Annotated in this window: 17 protein-coding genes; 7 read left to right on the top strand and 10 right to left on the bottom strand. The window is 71.9% G+C overall.

Annotated elements, in window-relative coordinates:
* Positions 1–11 precede the first annotated feature (11 nt).
* Together G569_RS47925 and G569_RS0112785 are read left to right on the top strand one after the other, a co-directional pair.
* Positions 12–467, top strand: coding sequence for a MarR family winged helix-turn-helix transcriptional regulator (locus G569_RS47925; protein ID WP_037496254.1), 456 nt, complete (start codon positions 12–14; stop codon positions 465–467).
* Positions 464–1,228, top strand: a complete 765-nt coding sequence (locus G569_RS0112785) for a pyrroline-5-carboxylate reductase (RefSeq protein WP_028063698.1) — start codon at positions 464–466, stop codon at positions 1,226–1,228. The genes G569_RS47925 and G569_RS0112785 overlap by 4 nt, the downstream gene beginning before the upstream one ends.
* Here the strand turns inward: G569_RS0112785 and G569_RS0112780 are convergent.
* Complete coding sequence (locus G569_RS0112780) at positions 1,225–2,340, bottom strand: hypothetical protein (RefSeq protein ID WP_028063697.1); 1,116 nt, start codon at positions 2,338–2,340, stop codon at positions 1,225–1,227. The genes G569_RS0112785 and G569_RS0112780 overlap by 4 nt on opposite strands.
* Entirely contained in the window at positions 2,337–3,221 is an 885-nt protein-coding gene (locus G569_RS47920) for an aminotransferase class IV (RefSeq protein WP_053226280.1), read from the bottom strand. The genes G569_RS0112780 and G569_RS47920 overlap by 4 nt, the downstream gene beginning before the upstream one ends.
* 111 nt (positions 3,222–3,332) lie before the next feature.
* Between G569_RS47920 and G569_RS0112770 the strand changes: the two genes are divergently transcribed.
* Both G569_RS0112770 and G569_RS0112765 read left to right on the top strand, forming a co-directional pair.
* On the top strand, positions 3,333–4,214 hold the full coding sequence (locus tag G569_RS0112770) for a type IV toxin-antitoxin system AbiEi family antitoxin domain-containing protein (RefSeq protein ID WP_028063696.1): 882 nt from the start codon (positions 3,333–3,335) through the stop codon (positions 4,212–4,214).
* 33 nt (positions 4,215–4,247) lie between these two features.
* Positions 4,248–4,622 (top strand): hypothetical protein, encoded by a 375-nt coding sequence (locus G569_RS0112765; protein ID WP_028063695.1) that lies wholly within the window; start codon positions 4,248–4,250, stop codon positions 4,620–4,622.
* Here the strand turns inward: G569_RS0112765 and G569_RS0112760 are convergent.
* The gene (locus G569_RS0112760) at positions 4,592–4,906 is read right to left on the bottom strand and encodes a hypothetical protein (protein WP_157591997.1); all 315 of its coding nucleotides are present in this window, start codon (positions 4,904–4,906) and stop codon (positions 4,592–4,594) included. The genes G569_RS0112765 and G569_RS0112760 overlap by 31 nt on opposite strands.
* A gap of 28 nt (positions 4,907–4,934) precedes the next feature.
* On the opposite strand from G569_RS0112760, the gene G569_RS47915 reads away from it, so the two are divergent.
* A complete protein-coding gene (locus G569_RS47915; protein ID WP_037496432.1) occupies positions 4,935–6,986 on the top strand; it encodes a molybdopterin-containing oxidoreductase family protein in 2,052 nt (683 codons plus the stop codon).
* On the opposite strand, the gene G569_RS0112750 is transcribed toward G569_RS47915, so the two are convergent.
* Positions 6,933–7,931, bottom strand: a complete 999-nt coding sequence (locus G569_RS0112750) for an NADP-dependent oxidoreductase (protein ID WP_028063693.1) — start codon at positions 7,929–7,931, stop codon at positions 6,933–6,935. The two genes, G569_RS47915 and G569_RS0112750, sit on opposite strands and share 54 nt — an antisense overlap.
* Positions 7,932–8,031: 100 nt before the next feature.
* Here G569_RS0112750 and G569_RS47910 point away from each other — a divergent pair, with 100 nt between their 5' ends.
* Positions 8,032–8,430 carry an NUDIX domain-containing protein gene (locus G569_RS47910; RefSeq protein ID WP_053226279.1) on the top strand — a complete coding sequence of 133 codons (399 nt, stop codon included), beginning with the start codon at positions 8,032–8,034 and terminating at the stop codon, positions 8,428–8,430.
* Here G569_RS47910 and G569_RS0112740 read toward each other — a convergent pair.
* From G569_RS0112740 to G569_RS0112715, 6 genes are all read right to left on the bottom strand, one after another.
* The gene (locus G569_RS0112740; protein WP_064750339.1) at positions 8,414–8,857 is read right to left on the bottom strand and encodes a YdeI/OmpD-associated family protein; all 444 of its coding nucleotides are present in this window, start codon (positions 8,855–8,857) and stop codon (positions 8,414–8,416) included. The two genes, G569_RS47910 and G569_RS0112740, sit on opposite strands and share 17 nt — an antisense overlap.
* Positions 8,858–8,859: 2 nt before the next feature.
* Complete coding sequence (locus G569_RS0112735) at positions 8,860–9,792, bottom strand: zinc-binding dehydrogenase (RefSeq protein WP_028063691.1); 933 nt, start codon at positions 9,790–9,792, stop codon at positions 8,860–8,862.
* Between the two features lie 100 nt (positions 9,793–9,892).
* On the bottom strand, positions 9,893–10,756 hold the full coding sequence (locus G569_RS0112730; RefSeq protein WP_157591996.1) for a hypothetical protein: 864 nt from the start codon (positions 10,754–10,756) through the stop codon (positions 9,893–9,895).
* Positions 10,757–10,831: 75 nt separating this feature from the next.
* Complete coding sequence (locus tag G569_RS65955) at positions 10,832–10,957, bottom strand: hypothetical protein (RefSeq protein ID WP_306765008.1); 126 nt, start codon at positions 10,955–10,957, stop codon at positions 10,832–10,834.
* Positions 10,958–11,103: 146 nt separating this feature from the next.
* Positions 11,104–13,770: a helix-turn-helix transcriptional regulator gene (locus G569_RS65950; protein WP_028063689.1), complete on the bottom strand. Its 2,667-nt coding sequence runs from the start codon at positions 13,768–13,770 to the stop codon at positions 11,104–11,106.
* A 16-nt stretch (positions 13,771–13,786) separates the two neighbouring features.
* Entirely contained in the window at positions 13,787–14,515 is a 729-nt protein-coding gene (locus G569_RS0112715) for an SDR family oxidoreductase (RefSeq protein WP_028063688.1), read from the bottom strand.
* A gap of 83 nt (positions 14,516–14,598) precedes the next feature.
* Between G569_RS0112715 and G569_RS47905 the strand changes: the two genes are divergently transcribed.
* The gene (locus G569_RS47905; RefSeq protein WP_037496251.1) at positions 14,599–14,919 is read left to right on the top strand and encodes a hypothetical protein; all 321 of its coding nucleotides are present in this window, start codon (positions 14,599–14,601) and stop codon (positions 14,917–14,919) included.
* Positions 14,920–15,025 lie beyond the last annotated feature (106 nt).

Genomic DNA, 15,025 nt, shown 5'->3' with positions numbered 1-15,025 from the left:
ACCCTCGGCGCGTGCCCGATCCCCTGACGCTCGAACGCCTCGAACGCGCGCTCGTCTCCCTGCTCGGCTGGCTCAACGACCGCGAGACGCTCGGCGACCTGGCGCAGCGCTCCGGGCACGACCTGGCGCCGGCGTCCTGGTCGCTGCTCGAGTATCTCGATGCCCGTGGCGCCATGCGCGTGTCCGACATCGCCACCTGCCAAGGCGTCCACACGTCGTCGATCACGCCGCGCCTGCAGCGCCTCGAGCAGGACGGATTGGTCGAGCGCACGACCGACGCCGTCGACGCGCGGGTCTCGATCATCGCGATCGCGCCCGCCGGCCGCGAGGCGCTGCAGAGCATCCACGCCGCTCGCCAGGAGGCGCTCGCCGCCGCGCTCGGCAGCTGCGACGACGACGGCCTCGAGCATGCCGCGGACCTCCTCACCGGTCTCGCGGACCGGATGACCCCCGCCCGCCTCGTATGAGTGCGTACGGACTGGTCGGCGTCGGCGCGATCGCCGAGGCCATCGTGGTCGGGCTGAGCGAGAGCGACGACCCGCCGGCGCTGACCCTGTCGCCGCGCAGCGCGGACATCAGCGCCGCGCTGGCGGAGCGCTACGCGAACGTCGGGATCGCCGCCGACAACCAGGCCGTGCTGGACGCCGCGCCGGTCGTCCTGCTGTGCGTGCGCCCGCAGATCGCCCGCGCGGTCGTGAGCGACCTGCGCTTCCGCGACGACCACGTCGTGATCAGCGTGATGGCGGGGATCTCGATCGACGAGCTCGAGCGGCTGATCGCGCCCGCGACCGATGTCTGCCGCTGCATCCCGCTGCCCGCGGTCGCCCGCCACTCCGGCGTGACGCCCATCCATCCGCCGCAACCGATCGCGAGGGCGCTCTTCGACCGGCTCGGGAGCGCGGTCGAGGTCCCCGACATCGAGGCCTACGACGGGTTCGCGGTCGCCAGCGCCACGATGGCGGCCCACTTCGAGTTCCTGCGGACCGTCAGCGGGTGGCTGACCCGACAGGGCGTGGCGGCCGACGACGCCAGCCGCTACCTCGCCGCCGTGTTCGCCGCCCTCGGTGACGCGGTCGAGACCAGCCACGACTTCGCGCACCTCGCCCGCGAGCACGCCACCGTGGGCGGCATCAACGAGCACTTCCAGCGCACGCTCACCGAGGCCGGGGTCTATGACGAGGTCAGCACCGCGCTCGACGCCGTGCTGACCCGTCTGCGGACGCTTTAGCGCTTCGGCCAGTACTCGGCCATGATGAACGGCAGCTGGAACGCGTCGGCCGTGATCGCGGCGTTGGTCGGCGCCCACCGGTACTCCTGGTCGGACGTCGTCACGAGCGGGTTCTTCTGACCGTGGCGCTTCGGCGGCAGGAACGCCGCGCCGACCGTGAAGTTGAACAGCCGGGCGTCGTCACTCAGGACCTGGCGCTTGCCGGTGAGCGAGTTGACGCGGATCAGCTTGAGGCTGAACGGGTCGCCCGAGTAGATCCACGGGTCCTTCGGATCCCAGCGGTTGAAGGTGATCCCCTTGAGGCTCTCGATCGGGTTGATCTTCGGCGTGACGTCGACGATCTTCTTCGCCCGCTCGGCCGCCGGCGTGGCCGAATCGAGCAGCACGCTGATCGGCAGGCGCTGAATGCCGCCGTGACATGTCGAGCTGAGGTAGAGGTTGAGACCACGCACCGTGAGCGAGCCCGCGCCGGGCAGGAAGCCGTTCGGCGCCGCGAACGGGAGGTCGCCGACCATCAGCGGCCCGCCGGTGTACTGGCACGGCCCGAGGCCCGGCAGCGCCGGCGCCCCGTCGTCCGGGACGAGGCCGCGGCGGATCTTGCCGTCCCGGCCGATCAGCCAGAGGCCGCCGAAGATCGACTCCGAGACGACGTACTCGCCGTTCGGCAGCACCTCGACGTCCTCGGCGAACGCCAGCGGCAGGCCCGCGAAGCTCGTCGTGCGGGTGAGTGTGGCCTTCAGCGCGCCGCGCTTGGTGCTGTAGCGGTAGTCGTAGACGACGGGCGGTCCGACGGGCGGGAACCCCCCGCTGTCCAGGACGACCAGGTGGCCGGAGCGCGGCACGCGCAGCGTGAACGGGAGTTTGAAGCCGCCTTCGGGCGCGGGGAACGCGGCGACCTCCTTCCCGGTGTCGCGGTCGAGCGCGACGACGCGGGCGCCGGCGGTCTGGACGCCGATCCCTGGCTCGGTGACGAAGACGTAGCGCTCGTCACCCGCGATGCCGTGGGTGAGCGCGTCGCGCTTGGCGAATGTCTCGATTCGCCCGCTTTTGGCGGCTGCTGCCTGCGGTGCGAGCAGCGCGAAGAGCGCCAGCACCGTGACGAAGAACCTCATGAGACGGCAATGTAGAGCTCCGTCCGGTAGGCGGCGGCACGCGTGCGCGCTTTGTAGGCGTCCTGGATGCGCGCGATGATCGGGTGGTCGGGCTGGACGACCGGGCGCCCGTCGAAGGACCCGATCGGGACGATCCCCGCTCCGGAGCCGCAGACGAACGCGCCGTCGCAGCAGTGCAGCTCGGCGGGCCAGACGTCGCGCTCCTCGGTGGCGAATCCCTCCTCGGCGCAGATCTCGAGCACGGTCCGGCGCGTGATGCCCGGCAGCGCGGCCCGCGTGGTGGGCGTGACGACGGTGTCGCCGACGACGATGAAGAGGTTCGCCCCCGTGCACTCGGCGACCGCGCCGAGGTGGTCGAGCATCACCGCGTCGTGCATCCCCAGCTCGCCCGCCTGCTGCTTGGCGACGATCGCGTCGAGGTAGTTGAGCGACTTGACGTGCGCGCCGAGCGAGCGCGGCGCCTTGCGGACCACAGCGCTGGTGAAGAGCTTGATCGGGTCGGCGCCGAGGAACGGCGGGAACGGGTACGCGGACACGATCACGGTCTGTTCGGGGCAGTTGCGCGGGTCGATGCCGGGCCCGCCGAAGCCGCGCGCGACGATCGGGCGCACGTGGGCGTCCTGCAGCTCGCTCCGCCGCACCACCTCGCCGATGATCTCGAGCAGGTCGTCGGGCGCCGTCAGCCCGATCGTCCGCGCCGACCGCGCGATCCGCGCCATGTGCAGCTCCGCCCGGAAGAGTCCGCCGTCGAACACCCGCATCCCCTCGAACACGCCGTCGCCGTAGAGGAAGCCGTGGTCGAAGATCGAGACCGACGCCTTGGTGGCATCGACGAACTCACCGTTGACGTAGGCGGTCAGGCCGGACGGGTCGAAGGACATTCGGGCTCTCCATTCAGCGTGGGCGTGCACTCTTTTGTAACGGTTCCGCGCGTCTTTCGGCACGAACGCGTCTAGATCCGTCGGGGGGTGACGCACGAACGTTCACTCCCTGTGAACGAACGTGAAGCACCCTCCATCGCCGCCAGACAGCACGGCGCGATCAAGAGCTCGCAACTCGGGCTGAGTCGGGCCGGCGTCGCCAAATGGGTGCGCTCCGGACGCCTGCATCGGAAGTACCGCGGCGTGTACGCCTACGGCCATCCGCGTCTGTCGCGCGAGGGGGAGTGGATGGCGGGGGTGCTCGCGGGCGGTCATGGCGCCGCACTCGCCGGCCGCTGCGCCACCGTGCTCCTGGGTGTCGGGAAGCGAACGCCTCGCGAGGTGGAGATCATCGTTCCAGGCCATCGCCGCACGCAGCCGGGGCTCCGCGTCCGCACGTGCCGGAACCTCGATCCTCGCGACCTCACGGTCGTGAACGGCATCCCGGTCACGACGGTCGCACGAACGCTGGTCGACCTGGCTGACGACGAAGACGCCGAGGACGTCGCCCACGTCATCCACGAGGCCGCCCACTGGGGCAAGTTCGACCTGGCGGCGACACGCGCCGCGCTCGACCGCGCCAACGGTCGCCGGGGCGTCAAGGTCCTCGAGGCCGCGATCGACCTGCACCTGAGCGGCAGCGCCGGTTCGCGGAGCCGGTTGGAGAAGCGCTTCCGCAAGTTGATCGCCGGCGCCGGCCTCCCGCAGCCGCGACACAACGTGAACGTCAACGGGTTCGAGGTCGACTTCACGTGGCCGATGGTCGTCGTCGAGATCGACGGACCCGGTCACCGCCGCGCCCGCACGCGGGTCGACGACGCCATCGAGGACGCCGCCCTGCGCGCGGCGGGCTACACGGTGATCCGGTTCACCGAGGCCGACGTCGACCACCGGCCTGAGAAGGTCCTGCAAGCGCTGACCGCTGCGCTCGGACGATCGGCCAGGAACACTTGACTGCGCGCGCGAGACCCCTACGCTGGCGCGGCAATGGTCAGGAATCCTCGCTTCAATCTGTGCGTCGGCCTGCTGGCGGCCCTCCTCGCGACCCGGTTCGCGTGGATGGCGCTCGCCGACAGCATGTGGACCGGCGGGCTCGAAGAGCTCACCTTCGACGTGCTGCTGGTCGCGGGCGTCGCCGCGCGGGTGCGGGTGATCTACCTGATCGCGCTGGCGTGGGAGGCGTACACGGCGTACGTGTTCGCCCGCGGCGGCGTGCAGTTCTCAAGCGTGGGCGTGGACGCGTCCGTGGTGCTCGCCCTGTTCGCGTGGCAGTTCGCGATCCTCGGGGTCCTGCTGGCGCCGCCGTTGCGGGCGACGCTCGGCCGGCCGCGCTACCGCGCGTCGATCACCTCGGCGACGTAGGACTCGCGCACCTCGCGAGCCTGGCCGAGCAGCCAACTCGCCTGGAGATCCTCACCCCGCAGCACGTCCCGTACATAGGACTGGCGGGTGTCGTCGTCCTGGAGCAGCATCCAGCGCTCCTCGTCGCCACCCGCGTCGACCACCGTCTCGACGAATGAACGACGGACCGCCCGGGGGCGGCGGAGAATCCAGGCGCGCTGCGGGTCGGGCTCGCGGACGGCGAGGGTGCGGGCGACGAAGTCCGGGCCGGTCAGCACTGCGCGGGCGTGGGGAGGAAGGTCCATGGCCACGGGCCAAAGTAGCCTGATGGGGATGCACGAGGTCTTCGGCGCCTGCCCGCTCGACTGCCCTGATGGGTGCAGCTGGGTGGTGACGGTCGACGACGAGGGGCGTGCGGTCAACCTGAAGGGCAACCGCGAGCACCCGTTCACGGCGGGCGCGTTGTGCGCGAAGGTCAACGGCTACCTCGACCACACGCGAGCGCCGGACCGCATCCTGCATCCGCTCAAGCGGGTCGGCGCCAAGGGCGAGGGGAAGTTCGAGCGGATCAGCTGGGACGAGGCCCTCGAAACGATCGCCACCAACCTCCGGCGCACCATCGACGAGCACGGTGGCGAGGCGATCTGGCCGTTCCAGGGCACGGGCACGCTCGGGTACGTGCAGGGTCTCGAGGGGCGGGCGGGGCAGCGGCTCTGGAACGTGCTCGGCGCCTCGCGCCATGACATGACGGCCTGCAGCGTCGCCGGCCGCCAGGGCGCGACCTACGTCACCGGCACCGCGGCCGGGATGGACCCGGAGACGTTCCAGCACTCGAAGCTGATCCTGCTGTGGGGCACGAACACGCTCACGAGCGGCCACCACCTGTGGAAGTTCATCCTCAAGGCGCGCAAGCAGGGCGCGCACATCGTCGCCATCGATCCGTTGAGGACGCGCACGGCGGCGCAGGCGGACGAGCACATCGCGCCGCTCCCCGGCACCGACGCGGCGCTCGCGCTGGGTCTGCTGAACGTGATCGTCAGCCGCGGCGCCGAGGATCGCGAGTACCTGGCGAAGCACACGGTCGGCTGGCCGGAGTTCAAAGAGCGCATCCTCGACTTCACGCCCGCACAAGCCGCCGAGATCACCGGCATCGACGAGGCGACGATCGTCGCGCTCGGCGAGCGGATCGCCACCACCCGCCCGACCGGCATCCGCTGCACGATGGGCATGCAGCGCCACGCGGGCGGCGGCAACGCGCTCAGGCTCCTCTACGCGCTGCCCGGCGTCACCGGCGACTGGCAGTACCCGGGCGGCGGCGCGTCGTACAGCACGAGCGGGCGATTCGCGCCGCCGATCCACGAGATCTTCAGGGACGACCTGCTCACCGAACCCGTCCGCACGCTCTCGATGACACTGATGGGCAAGCACCTGGCGCAGGACGACGTCCACGCACTGGTCATCTACGGCGCCAACCCGATGAGCAGCAACCCGGACTCCAACCGCGTCCGCCAAGGCCTCATGCGCGAGGACCTGTTCACGGTCGTGATGGAGCAGTTCCCGACCGACACCGTCGACTACGCCGACATCGTCCTCCCCGCGACGATGCAGACCGAGCATCTCGATGTCAATGACGGTTACGGGCACATGTATGTGCACCTCAACCGGCCCGCGGTCGCACCCGCCGGCGAGGCGCTCTCGACCACCGAGACGTTCCGGCGGCTGACCAAGGCGATGGGCCTGACCGAGCCCGCGCTCTACGAGGACGACGAGTCGATGGCCCGCACGCTGCTCGGCGACGACTACGACCACCTGGTCGAGCACGGCTCGATGCGCCTGGACTACCCGACGCCCTACGTCCCCTTCACCGACGGCTTCCCGACCCCTTCGGGCAAGCTCGAGTTCTTCAGTACGACGGCCCGAGAGGACGGCCACGACCCGCTCCCGGGCTACGTCCCGCCCGCCCAGACCGGCGACGCGCCACTGGCGCTGATCGCCCCCGCGAGCCACTGGTTCCTGAACTCGATGTTCGCCAACAAGCCGGACCTGATGAAGAAGGCCGGCGGCCCGAGGATCGAGATCCATCCGGAGGACGCGTCCAAGCGCGGCCTGTGCACCGGCGACCGCGCGTACGTGCACAACGCGCGCGGTGGGTTCGAAGCCGACGTCGAGGTCTCCGACCGCGTCCGGCCCGGCGTGATCGCCTCGACCAAGGGCTACTGGCTCAAGCACGTCCGCGGCGGCGCGAACGTCAACGCGACCGTCGAGGAGCGCGACGCCGACATGGCCGGCGGCGCGATCTTCCACGACAACCGCGTCGAGGTCTGCGCGCTGCTACCCGACCGCTACGAGCATCTTGCCGACGTTCGCCCCGTGGAGCAGGTCTAGGAAGGCCTGCGGGGCAGCGTCGACGCCACCCTCGACGATCGTCTCGCGGAACTTGATCTCGCCGGCGGCGACGGCCGGGGCGATCTCGCCGAGGAACGCCGGCAGCCGGTCGAAGTGGTCGAGGATGATGAAGCCGCGCAGGGTCAGGCGCTTGCCGACGGCCTGGATGAGGTTGCGCGGCGCGGCCGGCGGCTCGGTCGCGTTGTAGGCGGAGATCATCCCGCACAGGGCGACGCGGCCGTGGGTGTGCAGCCGGCTGATCGCGGCCTCCAGATGCTCGCCGCCGACGTTGTCGAAGTAGACGTCGATGCCGTCCGGAGCGGCGGCCTTGAGCTGGTCCTTCACGCCGTCGTGGTAGTCGAACGCGGCGTCGAAGCCGATCTCCCGCAGCCAGGCGACCTTCTCCGCGGTGCCCGCCGAGCCGATCACCGTGTGCCCGCGCAGCTTCGCGATCTGGCCGACGAGTGAGCCGACCGCGCCCGCCGCGCCGCTGACGAACACGACGTCGTCCTCGCGCAGTTCGGCGATGTCGAGCAGCCCGACGTAGGCGGTCAGGCCGGGCATGCCGAGCACGCCGAGGAAGGCGCTCGGCCGGATGCCCTCCGCAGCGACCTTCCGCAGGCCGCGCGAGACCTTCGCGTACTCGCGCCAGCCGAGCTGGTGGGTCACGACGTCGCCCTCGGCGAAGCGCTCGTGGCGCGACGCGACGACCTCCCCGACCGCCGCGCCCTCCAGCGGCGCGCCGAGCTGGAACGGCGGCTGATAGGACGGCGCGTCGTTCATGCGCCCGCGCATGTACGGGTCGACCGACATGAACGTGTTGCGGACGACGACCTCGCCGTCGTCCGGATCGCCGATCTCGACCTCAGCGAGCTCGAAGTCGGACAGCTGGGGCTCGCCGACCGGGCGTGAAGCGAGCCGGATCTCGCGGCTGGTCCAAGTCATCGCCCTGCACGCTAACCGGTCGGCCCGCGACGGGCGCGCAAGTACATTCGCTGACCATCGGTCGCTCAGGCTCAAGAGCGTCGCTGCCGATCACCAAGGCATGCCGACGTTCACGAAGACCCGGATCGACCTCTCGGTCGCCCGCGCGATCGTCGAGTCCGACGGCAAGGTGCTGCTCGTCCGCCGCGCCTCGTGGGACACGATGCCCGGCCTGTGGGAGCTCCCCGGCGGCAAGGTCGACCGCGGCGAGCGCGTGATGAAGGCCCTCGCCCGCGAGCTCGAGGAAGAGACCGGCCTGATGCTCGCCCAGGGCCGCCGCGTCTCCTGCCGCGAGATGATCTCCCCGCGCGGCCGCCGCGTCCGTGAGCACGTCTACATCACCAGCGCGATCGGCACGGTCACGCTCTCCGACGAGCACGACGCCTACATGTGGGTCGACTCGCCCGACGGTCTCGAGCTGACCGACTCGGCCGAGGCCGCGTTCAGCCTGGTGTCTTAACGCCCTCGCGCAACATCTCGATCGCCTTGCCGGCGCGCCGTTCGCGCGTCGCTTCCTTCTTGGCCTCGGCGATCCAGTTCGCGTACTCGCGCCGGTGGGTGAAGGAGAGCTTCTCGAAGGCGGCGCGCGCGGTGTCATCGCCGTCGAGTCGTCGCCCCAACGCCGGCGGGACCTCGACCTCGCGCGGCGCGTCGTCGCGCTCCATCGTCACCTCGACCTCGTCACCCGCCGCGATGCCCGCCTCCGCACGGAACGCGTTCGTGAGGCCGAGCATGGTCTCGCCGCCGTAGACCGAGAGGCGCGAGCGGTACTCGACGCCGTTCACGGTCCCCTTGACGGGTGGGCGTGCCTCGCCCCACAGTGCACGGACGTCGAGCGGCACGACGACGTGTCGTTCGTGGAGCACGGCGGTGAATCGCTCGGCCACGGCTACATGCTGCCATCAAGGACGACTTTGATCCGCCCCGCCGACGGGACGAGCGCGGTTTCGAAGGCCCGTTGCGCCTCGTGGACCCCGACGACGGTGGTGACGTACGGGTCCAGGAGCGCGCGGTGCTCGAGCAGGTAGGCGTGGGCGCGCGCCAGGGCGTTGGCGCGATCGGTGGCCGCGCCCGCGATCAGCGTCGCGTGCTTGCGGAAGAACGTCCTGAACGGGAACGCGTAGTGGCTCTCGTCCGGGACGCCGAACGCGAGCACCGTGCCGTGGGGTGCCAGCGCGGTCACGGCGGCCTCGAGCGGGCCCGCGTGGTGGCCGACCGCCTCGACGACCAGGTCGAATGCGTCGCCGCTCACCGAAGACCACGCCGCCGCGTCCTCGCAGACGGCCTCGTCGACCCCGAAGGCGGCAGAGACGTCCGACCGATCCACCCGGTCCACCCCCGTCACCCACGCCGCGCCCCGCGCCTTCAACGCGTGCGAGAACAGCAGCCCGATCGACCCCTGGCCCACCACGGCCACCCGCGCTCCACGCACGTCACCCGCCCGGTCGAGCTGGTGGAGCACGGTGCAGAGCGGCTGGACGACCGTCGCCTGCACGTCGGTGAAGTCCGGGATCGGCGTGATCGCGTCGACCCGCGCGACGAAGTACTCGGCGAGGCCGAGATGGTGCTCGGCCCAGCCGACGAACCGCGTGCCCACGGGCAGCGCGCCGCCCACGACCTCGCCGACGACCTCGTGCAGCGGGTAGCCGGGCTCGCCGTAGAAGTCGACGAACGTGTTGCGGCGGCCGATGAACGACGGCAGGTCCGAGCCGCAGATGCCGCCCGCGAGCAGCCGCGCGAGCACGCGGCCCTCACCCGCCGACGGCCGGTCCACCTCGACGCGCTCCAAGCGGCCGGGAGCGCTGATCGCGTAAGCCCACATCCGACGAGTATGCGGCGGGCAGGCTCGGGGGGGAGCTGCCCGCCGCGGACGGGACTGTGCCGACGCGAGCTTGGCGCATCCTTGGCCTTTTATTGGCGCATCAGCCGGTGGCGGCCTTCCAGGTCACGTTCCCGGAGTCGCAGGACGTGACGGCGCCGGCCGGGTCGGTCGTGGTGACCTTCACCTGGAGGGTGCCTTTCGCGTCCGCGCGGCGCACCTTGCCCGCGACGGCGTAGTCCCAGTGGACCTTCGTGCCGTCCGGGTCGGTCGCGTCGTTGCTGAAGGGATTGCCGAAGCTGCCGGTGGACTTGATCTTGAATCCGCCCCAGTGATCGGGGCCGCTGAAGTAGCCGGCGTCCCCGCCACACGGAGCGGACCAGGCGGTGATCACGTCGTTGACCACCGTGGTGGAGGTGTTCAGGACGATCGGGCGGTCCTGTGACGTCGTGCCGGCGAAGATGGTGCCCGGCTTGCGGGTGGCGACCCAGGACGTGTCGAACTGGCAGGAGGTGACCTCCGCGCTCGTGGCCTTGTCCGCGATCTTGATGATCGCCGACAGCGTGCCACTGGCCCGCTTGGCGGCGAGCTTGCCGGCCACCTTGACCTGGATGACGGCGATGTTGGCTCCGCCGTCCAGGGCGTACATCTGCTGGCCCTCGAAGCGGCCCTTCGCGTTGCGGGAGACGGCGAGCTCGCGCCTTCCGGGCGCGAAGCCTTCGACCGGCACGGCCGGCGTCAGCTGCCCGCCGCCGTCGAAGAAGCTTCCGTCGCCGCACTTGGCGGACCAGTAGAGCGTGACCGACTTCAGGCGTTGCGCCTTGGAGTCGGCTTTGACGACGATCGGCGCACCGGACCTTGTCGGTCCGCCGTAGATGGCGTCGGCGCCCAGTGCGGGCGCCGCGGAGACCAGCGCCGCCGCCGTGCCACTGACGGCGGCGGCGAGGCTGAGGAGAGAGGGGCGCATGGTCGCGACGCTATGGACGCCCGCCCAGGCGCACATCGGGCGAACGCTCGATCTTCGCGGCCGGCAACGCCCTACTTATGCGTGCGCCTGGACCTTCGCGTGCGTCTGGGCGCCCGCGGGCGTCGCGCCGGTGGCGACGACGAACAGGGCGAGCGAGACCGCGGCGGCTGCGCACAGACGCCCGATCGTGGTGGAGGACATGAGGGGCCTTCCTGATCGTCCGGCGTCCCTTGTGAACGCCGGTGACGCGCTGCACGTTCCTCTCGCGGACGCCCCTTCACGACCCGCCCAAGGTGCCCACCTGCCGCCCCCATGGGGTGAGGCCGATCCAGCCCTTGGTGGATCGCTCAGACCCCGAGCTGTCGCGCACGCCCAGCCGCCTCGACGCGCGAGTGCACGCCGAGCTTGGCGTAGATGTGCGCCATGTGCGCGCCGACGGTCTTGGAGCTGATGAACAGCCGCTCGCCGATCTCGCGGTTGGTCAACCCGTCGGCCAGCAGCCGCAGGACCTCGACCTCGCGCGATGTCAATCCCGCGTGATCCTCGTCCACCGCGGCCGGCGGCGCCGCGCGCATGTCCAGCCGCGCCCGCCGCGCGAGCGCCTCGGCGGCGTCCCGCAGCGGGACCGCCCCGAGGGACTCCGCGACCTCCCGCGCCGCGCCGAGGACCTCCGCGGCGGCCGCCTTCGCGCCGCCCGCGAGCAGCGTCGCCTCCGCGCCGTGCACCCGCGCGTACGCCGCTGGATACGGCTCCGCCAGAGCGTCGAACAACGTCGCCGCCCGCTCCCACAGCTCCGGCGCGGGCGAACCGGCGACCCGCGCGGCCTCGGCGCGCGCCAGCGCGAGGTGCGCCACGGAGTCCGGCGGCCCCGCGAGCGCCTCCAGGTGCGCGAGCAGCGCGTGCGCGCGCTCGAAGCCCGGCGCCCGCCGGTGAGCCCGCTCCCGCTCGGCCAGCTCGGCCTCGACGCGCACGCCCAGCGCGTACAGCGGCGCCGTGTAGAACGGGTCCTCGACGCCCCCGAGCGCGCCGTCGACGTGCACCGCCGCGGCGACCGGGTTCCCCTCGGCGAGCGCGAGCATCGCCCGCGCCGTCGCCAGCGGCGTCCGGAACTCGGCGGGCAGGTCGTCGTCGGCGGCCGCGTCGAGTTCGGCCCGCGCCGCCTCGAGCTCGCCCCGCGCCACGAAGAGCTGGCCGGCGATTCCGCGCCGCAACGGCCTCGCGGTCCGCGAGAGGTCCATCCGCGCCGCCTCCCGTACCCGCGTGGCGGCCTCGTCCCAGCGTCCCAGCCGCAGCAGGTCGTCGGCGCCGTTGACGTACATGAAGTGCCCGAAGGAGCCGCGCAGCCCGAGCCGCGCGGCCTCGCGCTCGCCGTCGACCATCGCCGCCAGCGCGCCCGCGTGGTCCCCGCGCACGCGCAGGACCTCACCGAGGTGCAGGTACGCGCGGGCGGTCTCCTCCCCCGACGCCGCGAGCTCGAGCGCACGGCGCGCGTGCGCCTCACCCGCCTCCGCGTCACCGAGGAACGTGAGCACGACCGCGAGCGTGATCCGCGGCGCGGCGCCCGCGTCGAGCGCGGCCTCGCAGCAGGCGCGGGACTCCTCCCAGCGCCGCAGCCCCATCAGCGCGTGGCCCTTGGCCGCCAGCACCCGCGGATCGCCGGGCGCCAGCCGCAGCGCCTCCTCGTAGCACGCGAGCGCGGCCGAGTCGTCCCAGAACTGGTACTCGCCGAGCCGCTCGTACAGCCGTGCGCGCCGACCCGGCTCGGCTTCGAGCGCGAGCGCCTCGCGGCAGCGCGCGACCGCCCGCTCGGGATCGCCGCTGTGGCGCGCCGCCTGCGCGGCGCGGTCGAGCAGATCGACGGTCGGCGGCCCCAACTGGAGCGCGCGCTCGAAGTGCATCGCCGCCTCCGCGTACGCGAACACCGCCGCGGCGCGGCGCCCGGCCTCGATCGACGCTTCCAGCGCCTCCGCCCGCAGGCCGGCCCGCTGGCAGTGGTGCGCGCGCTGCGCGGGATCGTCGAGCTCGGCCGCGATCGCCCGGTGCAGCGAGACGCGTTCGCTCGGCAGCAGCCGCTCGTACACCACCTCGCCGATCAGCCCGTGCCGGAACGCGACCCCCTCGCGCTCACGGACGAGCACGCCGGCGTCGACGGCGGCGCGGATCGCGTCGGGCGCGACGCCGAGCGCCTCGAGCAGCGCGAAGGACGCGCGCCCGCCCGCTGCGGCGAGCGCCGACAATGCGCCCTGATCGAGCCGAGCGACCCGCGCCAGCACGGCCTCGGCGAGCGTCGTTGCCGAATCGGCCGCGAACAGCTCCTCCACGAAGAACGGATTGCCGCCCGCCCGCGCGTGGACCTCGTCGGCCAACGCTGCCGGCACCGGCCCGCCCGCGATGGCCTCGAGCTGGCGGGCGACGTCGTCGCGGGTCAGCGGCGCCAACTCGATCGCGACGACGGCGCGCCGCCGCCGCAGCTCCCCCACCAGGCGCCGCACGGCGGCCGGCAGCTCGTCATCGACCCGGTACGTCGCGAGCACGACCATCCGCTGGGAGCGGAGGTTGCGGGCGAGGAAGGCCAGCAGCGCGAGCGTCGAGGGATCCGCCCAGTGGATGTCCTCCAGCACCAGCAGGACCGGGCGGTCGAGCGCCGTGAACAGGTCGAGGACCAGCTCGAGCACACGGCCCGGACCGCCGCCTCCCGGCGTCTCGCGCGGCAACACCGCGGCCAGCGCGCCGCGAGCCTCCGACGAGAGGCCGTCGAGCCAGTCGGCCAGCCAATCGGCGGGCAGATCCCGCAGCGCCGCGACGACCGGCGCGAACGCGAGCTCCTCGCCCCCGAACTCGACGCATTCGCCGTGCAGGACCAGCCACCCCGCGGTCGCCTCGACCTCCGCGACCAGCCGCGTCTTGCCGATCCCCGCCTCGCCGGAGACGAGCACGACGCGCGGTGGAGCCGCGAGCGCCTCGTCGAGGGTTCGCAGCGGCACCTCGCGCCCGATGATGGCCCGGTGCTCCACCGGGCAAGTATCTTCCTCAGCCGCGACCCACGTACGGCATCTTCGTCGCCATCACGGTCATGTACTGGACGTTGGCGTCGAGCGGGAGTGACGCCATGTAGAGGATCGCCCGCGCGACGTTCTCCACGTCCATCGTCGGCTCGGGTTTCAGCGAGCCGTCCGCCTGTGGCACGCCGCCGCTCATCCGCTCGGTCATCTCGGTCGAGGCGTTGCCGATGTCGATCTGCCCGCAGGCGATGTCGAACGCCCGCCCCTCCAGCGAGATCGACTTCGTGATCCCGGTCACGGCGTGCTTGGTCGCGTTGTAGGCGATCGCGAACGGCCGCGGCGTGGAGGCGGAGATCGAGCCGTTGTTGATGATCCGCCCGCCGCGCGGCTCCTGCGCCGCCATCGCCCGGAAGGCCGCCTGCGCGCACAAGAACGTGCCGGTGAGGTTCGTGTCGACCACCCGCTGCCAGTCCTCGAAGGCCAGCTCGCCGACACCGCCCGGCGCCCCCATCCCCGCGTTGTTGAACAGCAGGTCGACCCGCCCGAACCGCTCCAGGACCCGCGCGAAGAGCGCGTCCACCGAGGCCGGCGAGGTGACGTCCGTCGGCACCGCGAGCGCGTCGTCGAAGCCCGCGATCGTCTCGGCCAGAGCCCCCTCGCGGCGCCCTGCGACGACGACGCTGAACCCTTCTCGGAGCAGCGCCTGAGCGGCCGCCCGGCCGATGCCTGAGCCGGCCCCCGTGACCACAGCAATCATGCCGCGAAAAGTAAGGGATCCGGGGCCTTAGTCCGCACCATCCGCCTGATGTAAGGGGTCCGTCTCAGCACGAGAATGAACTCATGTTCAACCAGCTGACACGACACAAGGAGATCCCGGTGACCCACGCTCCGCTGCGGATTCGCCAGGCCCGTCACGAGGATGCGGCCGCCGTCCTGCGGCTGGCCGCCCTGGACTCCAGCACGGTCCCCAGCGGCGACCTGCTGCTCGCCGAGGTGGGCAACGAGCTCTGGGCCGCGTTCTCGCTCGAGGACGGCCACGCGATCGCCGACCCGCTCCGTCCCTCCGCCGACGCGGTGCTCCTGCTGGGCGCGCGCGCCCGCCAGCTCCACAAGGCCGAGCGCCGCTCCACGCACCGCCGCACGCTGCGCTTCGCCATCTGACAGCTGTCAGCGGCGGCGCCACGGGATGCCTGAAACCGCACGGCCTGGCCCATAGACCACGTGGGCCAGGCTCGGCCTGGCCACGAGCCAGGCCCGTAGGTAGGGT

This window comes from Solirubrobacter soli DSM 22325 (assembly GCF_000423665.1).
Lineage (GTDB): Bacteria > Actinomycetota > Thermoleophilia > Solirubrobacterales > Solirubrobacteraceae > Solirubrobacter > Solirubrobacter soli.
Note: the sequence above shows the minus strand (reverse complement) of the source record. Positions and strands in the feature narration are given on the sequence as shown.

Coding starts and splice junctions, on each gene's coding strand:
- G569_RS47910 (WP_053226279.1), top strand. CDS start 8,032: ATGCCGACGTTCACGAAGACCCGGATCGACCTCTCGGTCGCCCGCGCG.
- G569_RS0112735 (WP_028063691.1), bottom strand. CDS start 9,792: ATGTGGGCTTACGCGATCAGCGCTCCCGGCCGCTTGGAGCGCGTCGAG.
- G569_RS0112715 (WP_028063688.1), bottom strand. CDS start 14,515: ATGATTGCTGTGGTCACGGGGGCCGGCTCAGGCATCGGCCGGGCGGCC.
- G569_RS0112750 (WP_028063693.1), bottom strand. CDS start 7,931: ATGACTTGGACCAGCCGCGAGATCCGGCTCGCTTCACGCCCGGTCGGC.
- G569_RS0112760 (WP_157591997.1), bottom strand. CDS start 4,906: ATGGACCTTCCTCCCCACGCCCGCGCAGTGCTGACCGGCCCGGACTTC.
- G569_RS0112785 (WP_028063698.1), top strand. CDS start 464: ATGAGTGCGTACGGACTGGTCGGCGTCGGCGCGATCGCCGAGGCCATC.
- G569_RS0112765 (WP_028063695.1), top strand. CDS start 4,248: ATGGTCAGGAATCCTCGCTTCAATCTGTGCGTCGGCCTGCTGGCGGCC.
- G569_RS0112780 (WP_028063697.1), bottom strand. CDS start 2,340: ATGAGGTTCTTCGTCACGGTGCTGGCGCTCTTCGCGCTGCTCGCACCG.
- G569_RS0112730 (WP_157591996.1), bottom strand. CDS start 10,756: ATGCGCCCCTCTCTCCTCAGCCTCGCCGCCGCCGTCAGTGGCACGGCG.
- G569_RS47920 (WP_053226280.1), bottom strand. CDS start 3,221: ATGTCCTTCGACCCGTCCGGCCTGACCGCCTACGTCAACGGTGAGTTC.
- G569_RS47905 (WP_037496251.1), top strand. CDS start 14,599: ATGTTCAACCAGCTGACACGACACAAGGAGATCCCGGTGACCCACGCT.
- G569_RS65955 (WP_306765008.1), bottom strand. CDS start 10,957: ATGTCCTCCACCACGATCGGGCGTCTGTGCGCAGCCGCCGCGGTCTCG.
- G569_RS47915 (WP_037496432.1), top strand. CDS start 4,935: ATGCACGAGGTCTTCGGCGCCTGCCCGCTCGACTGCCCTGATGGGTGC.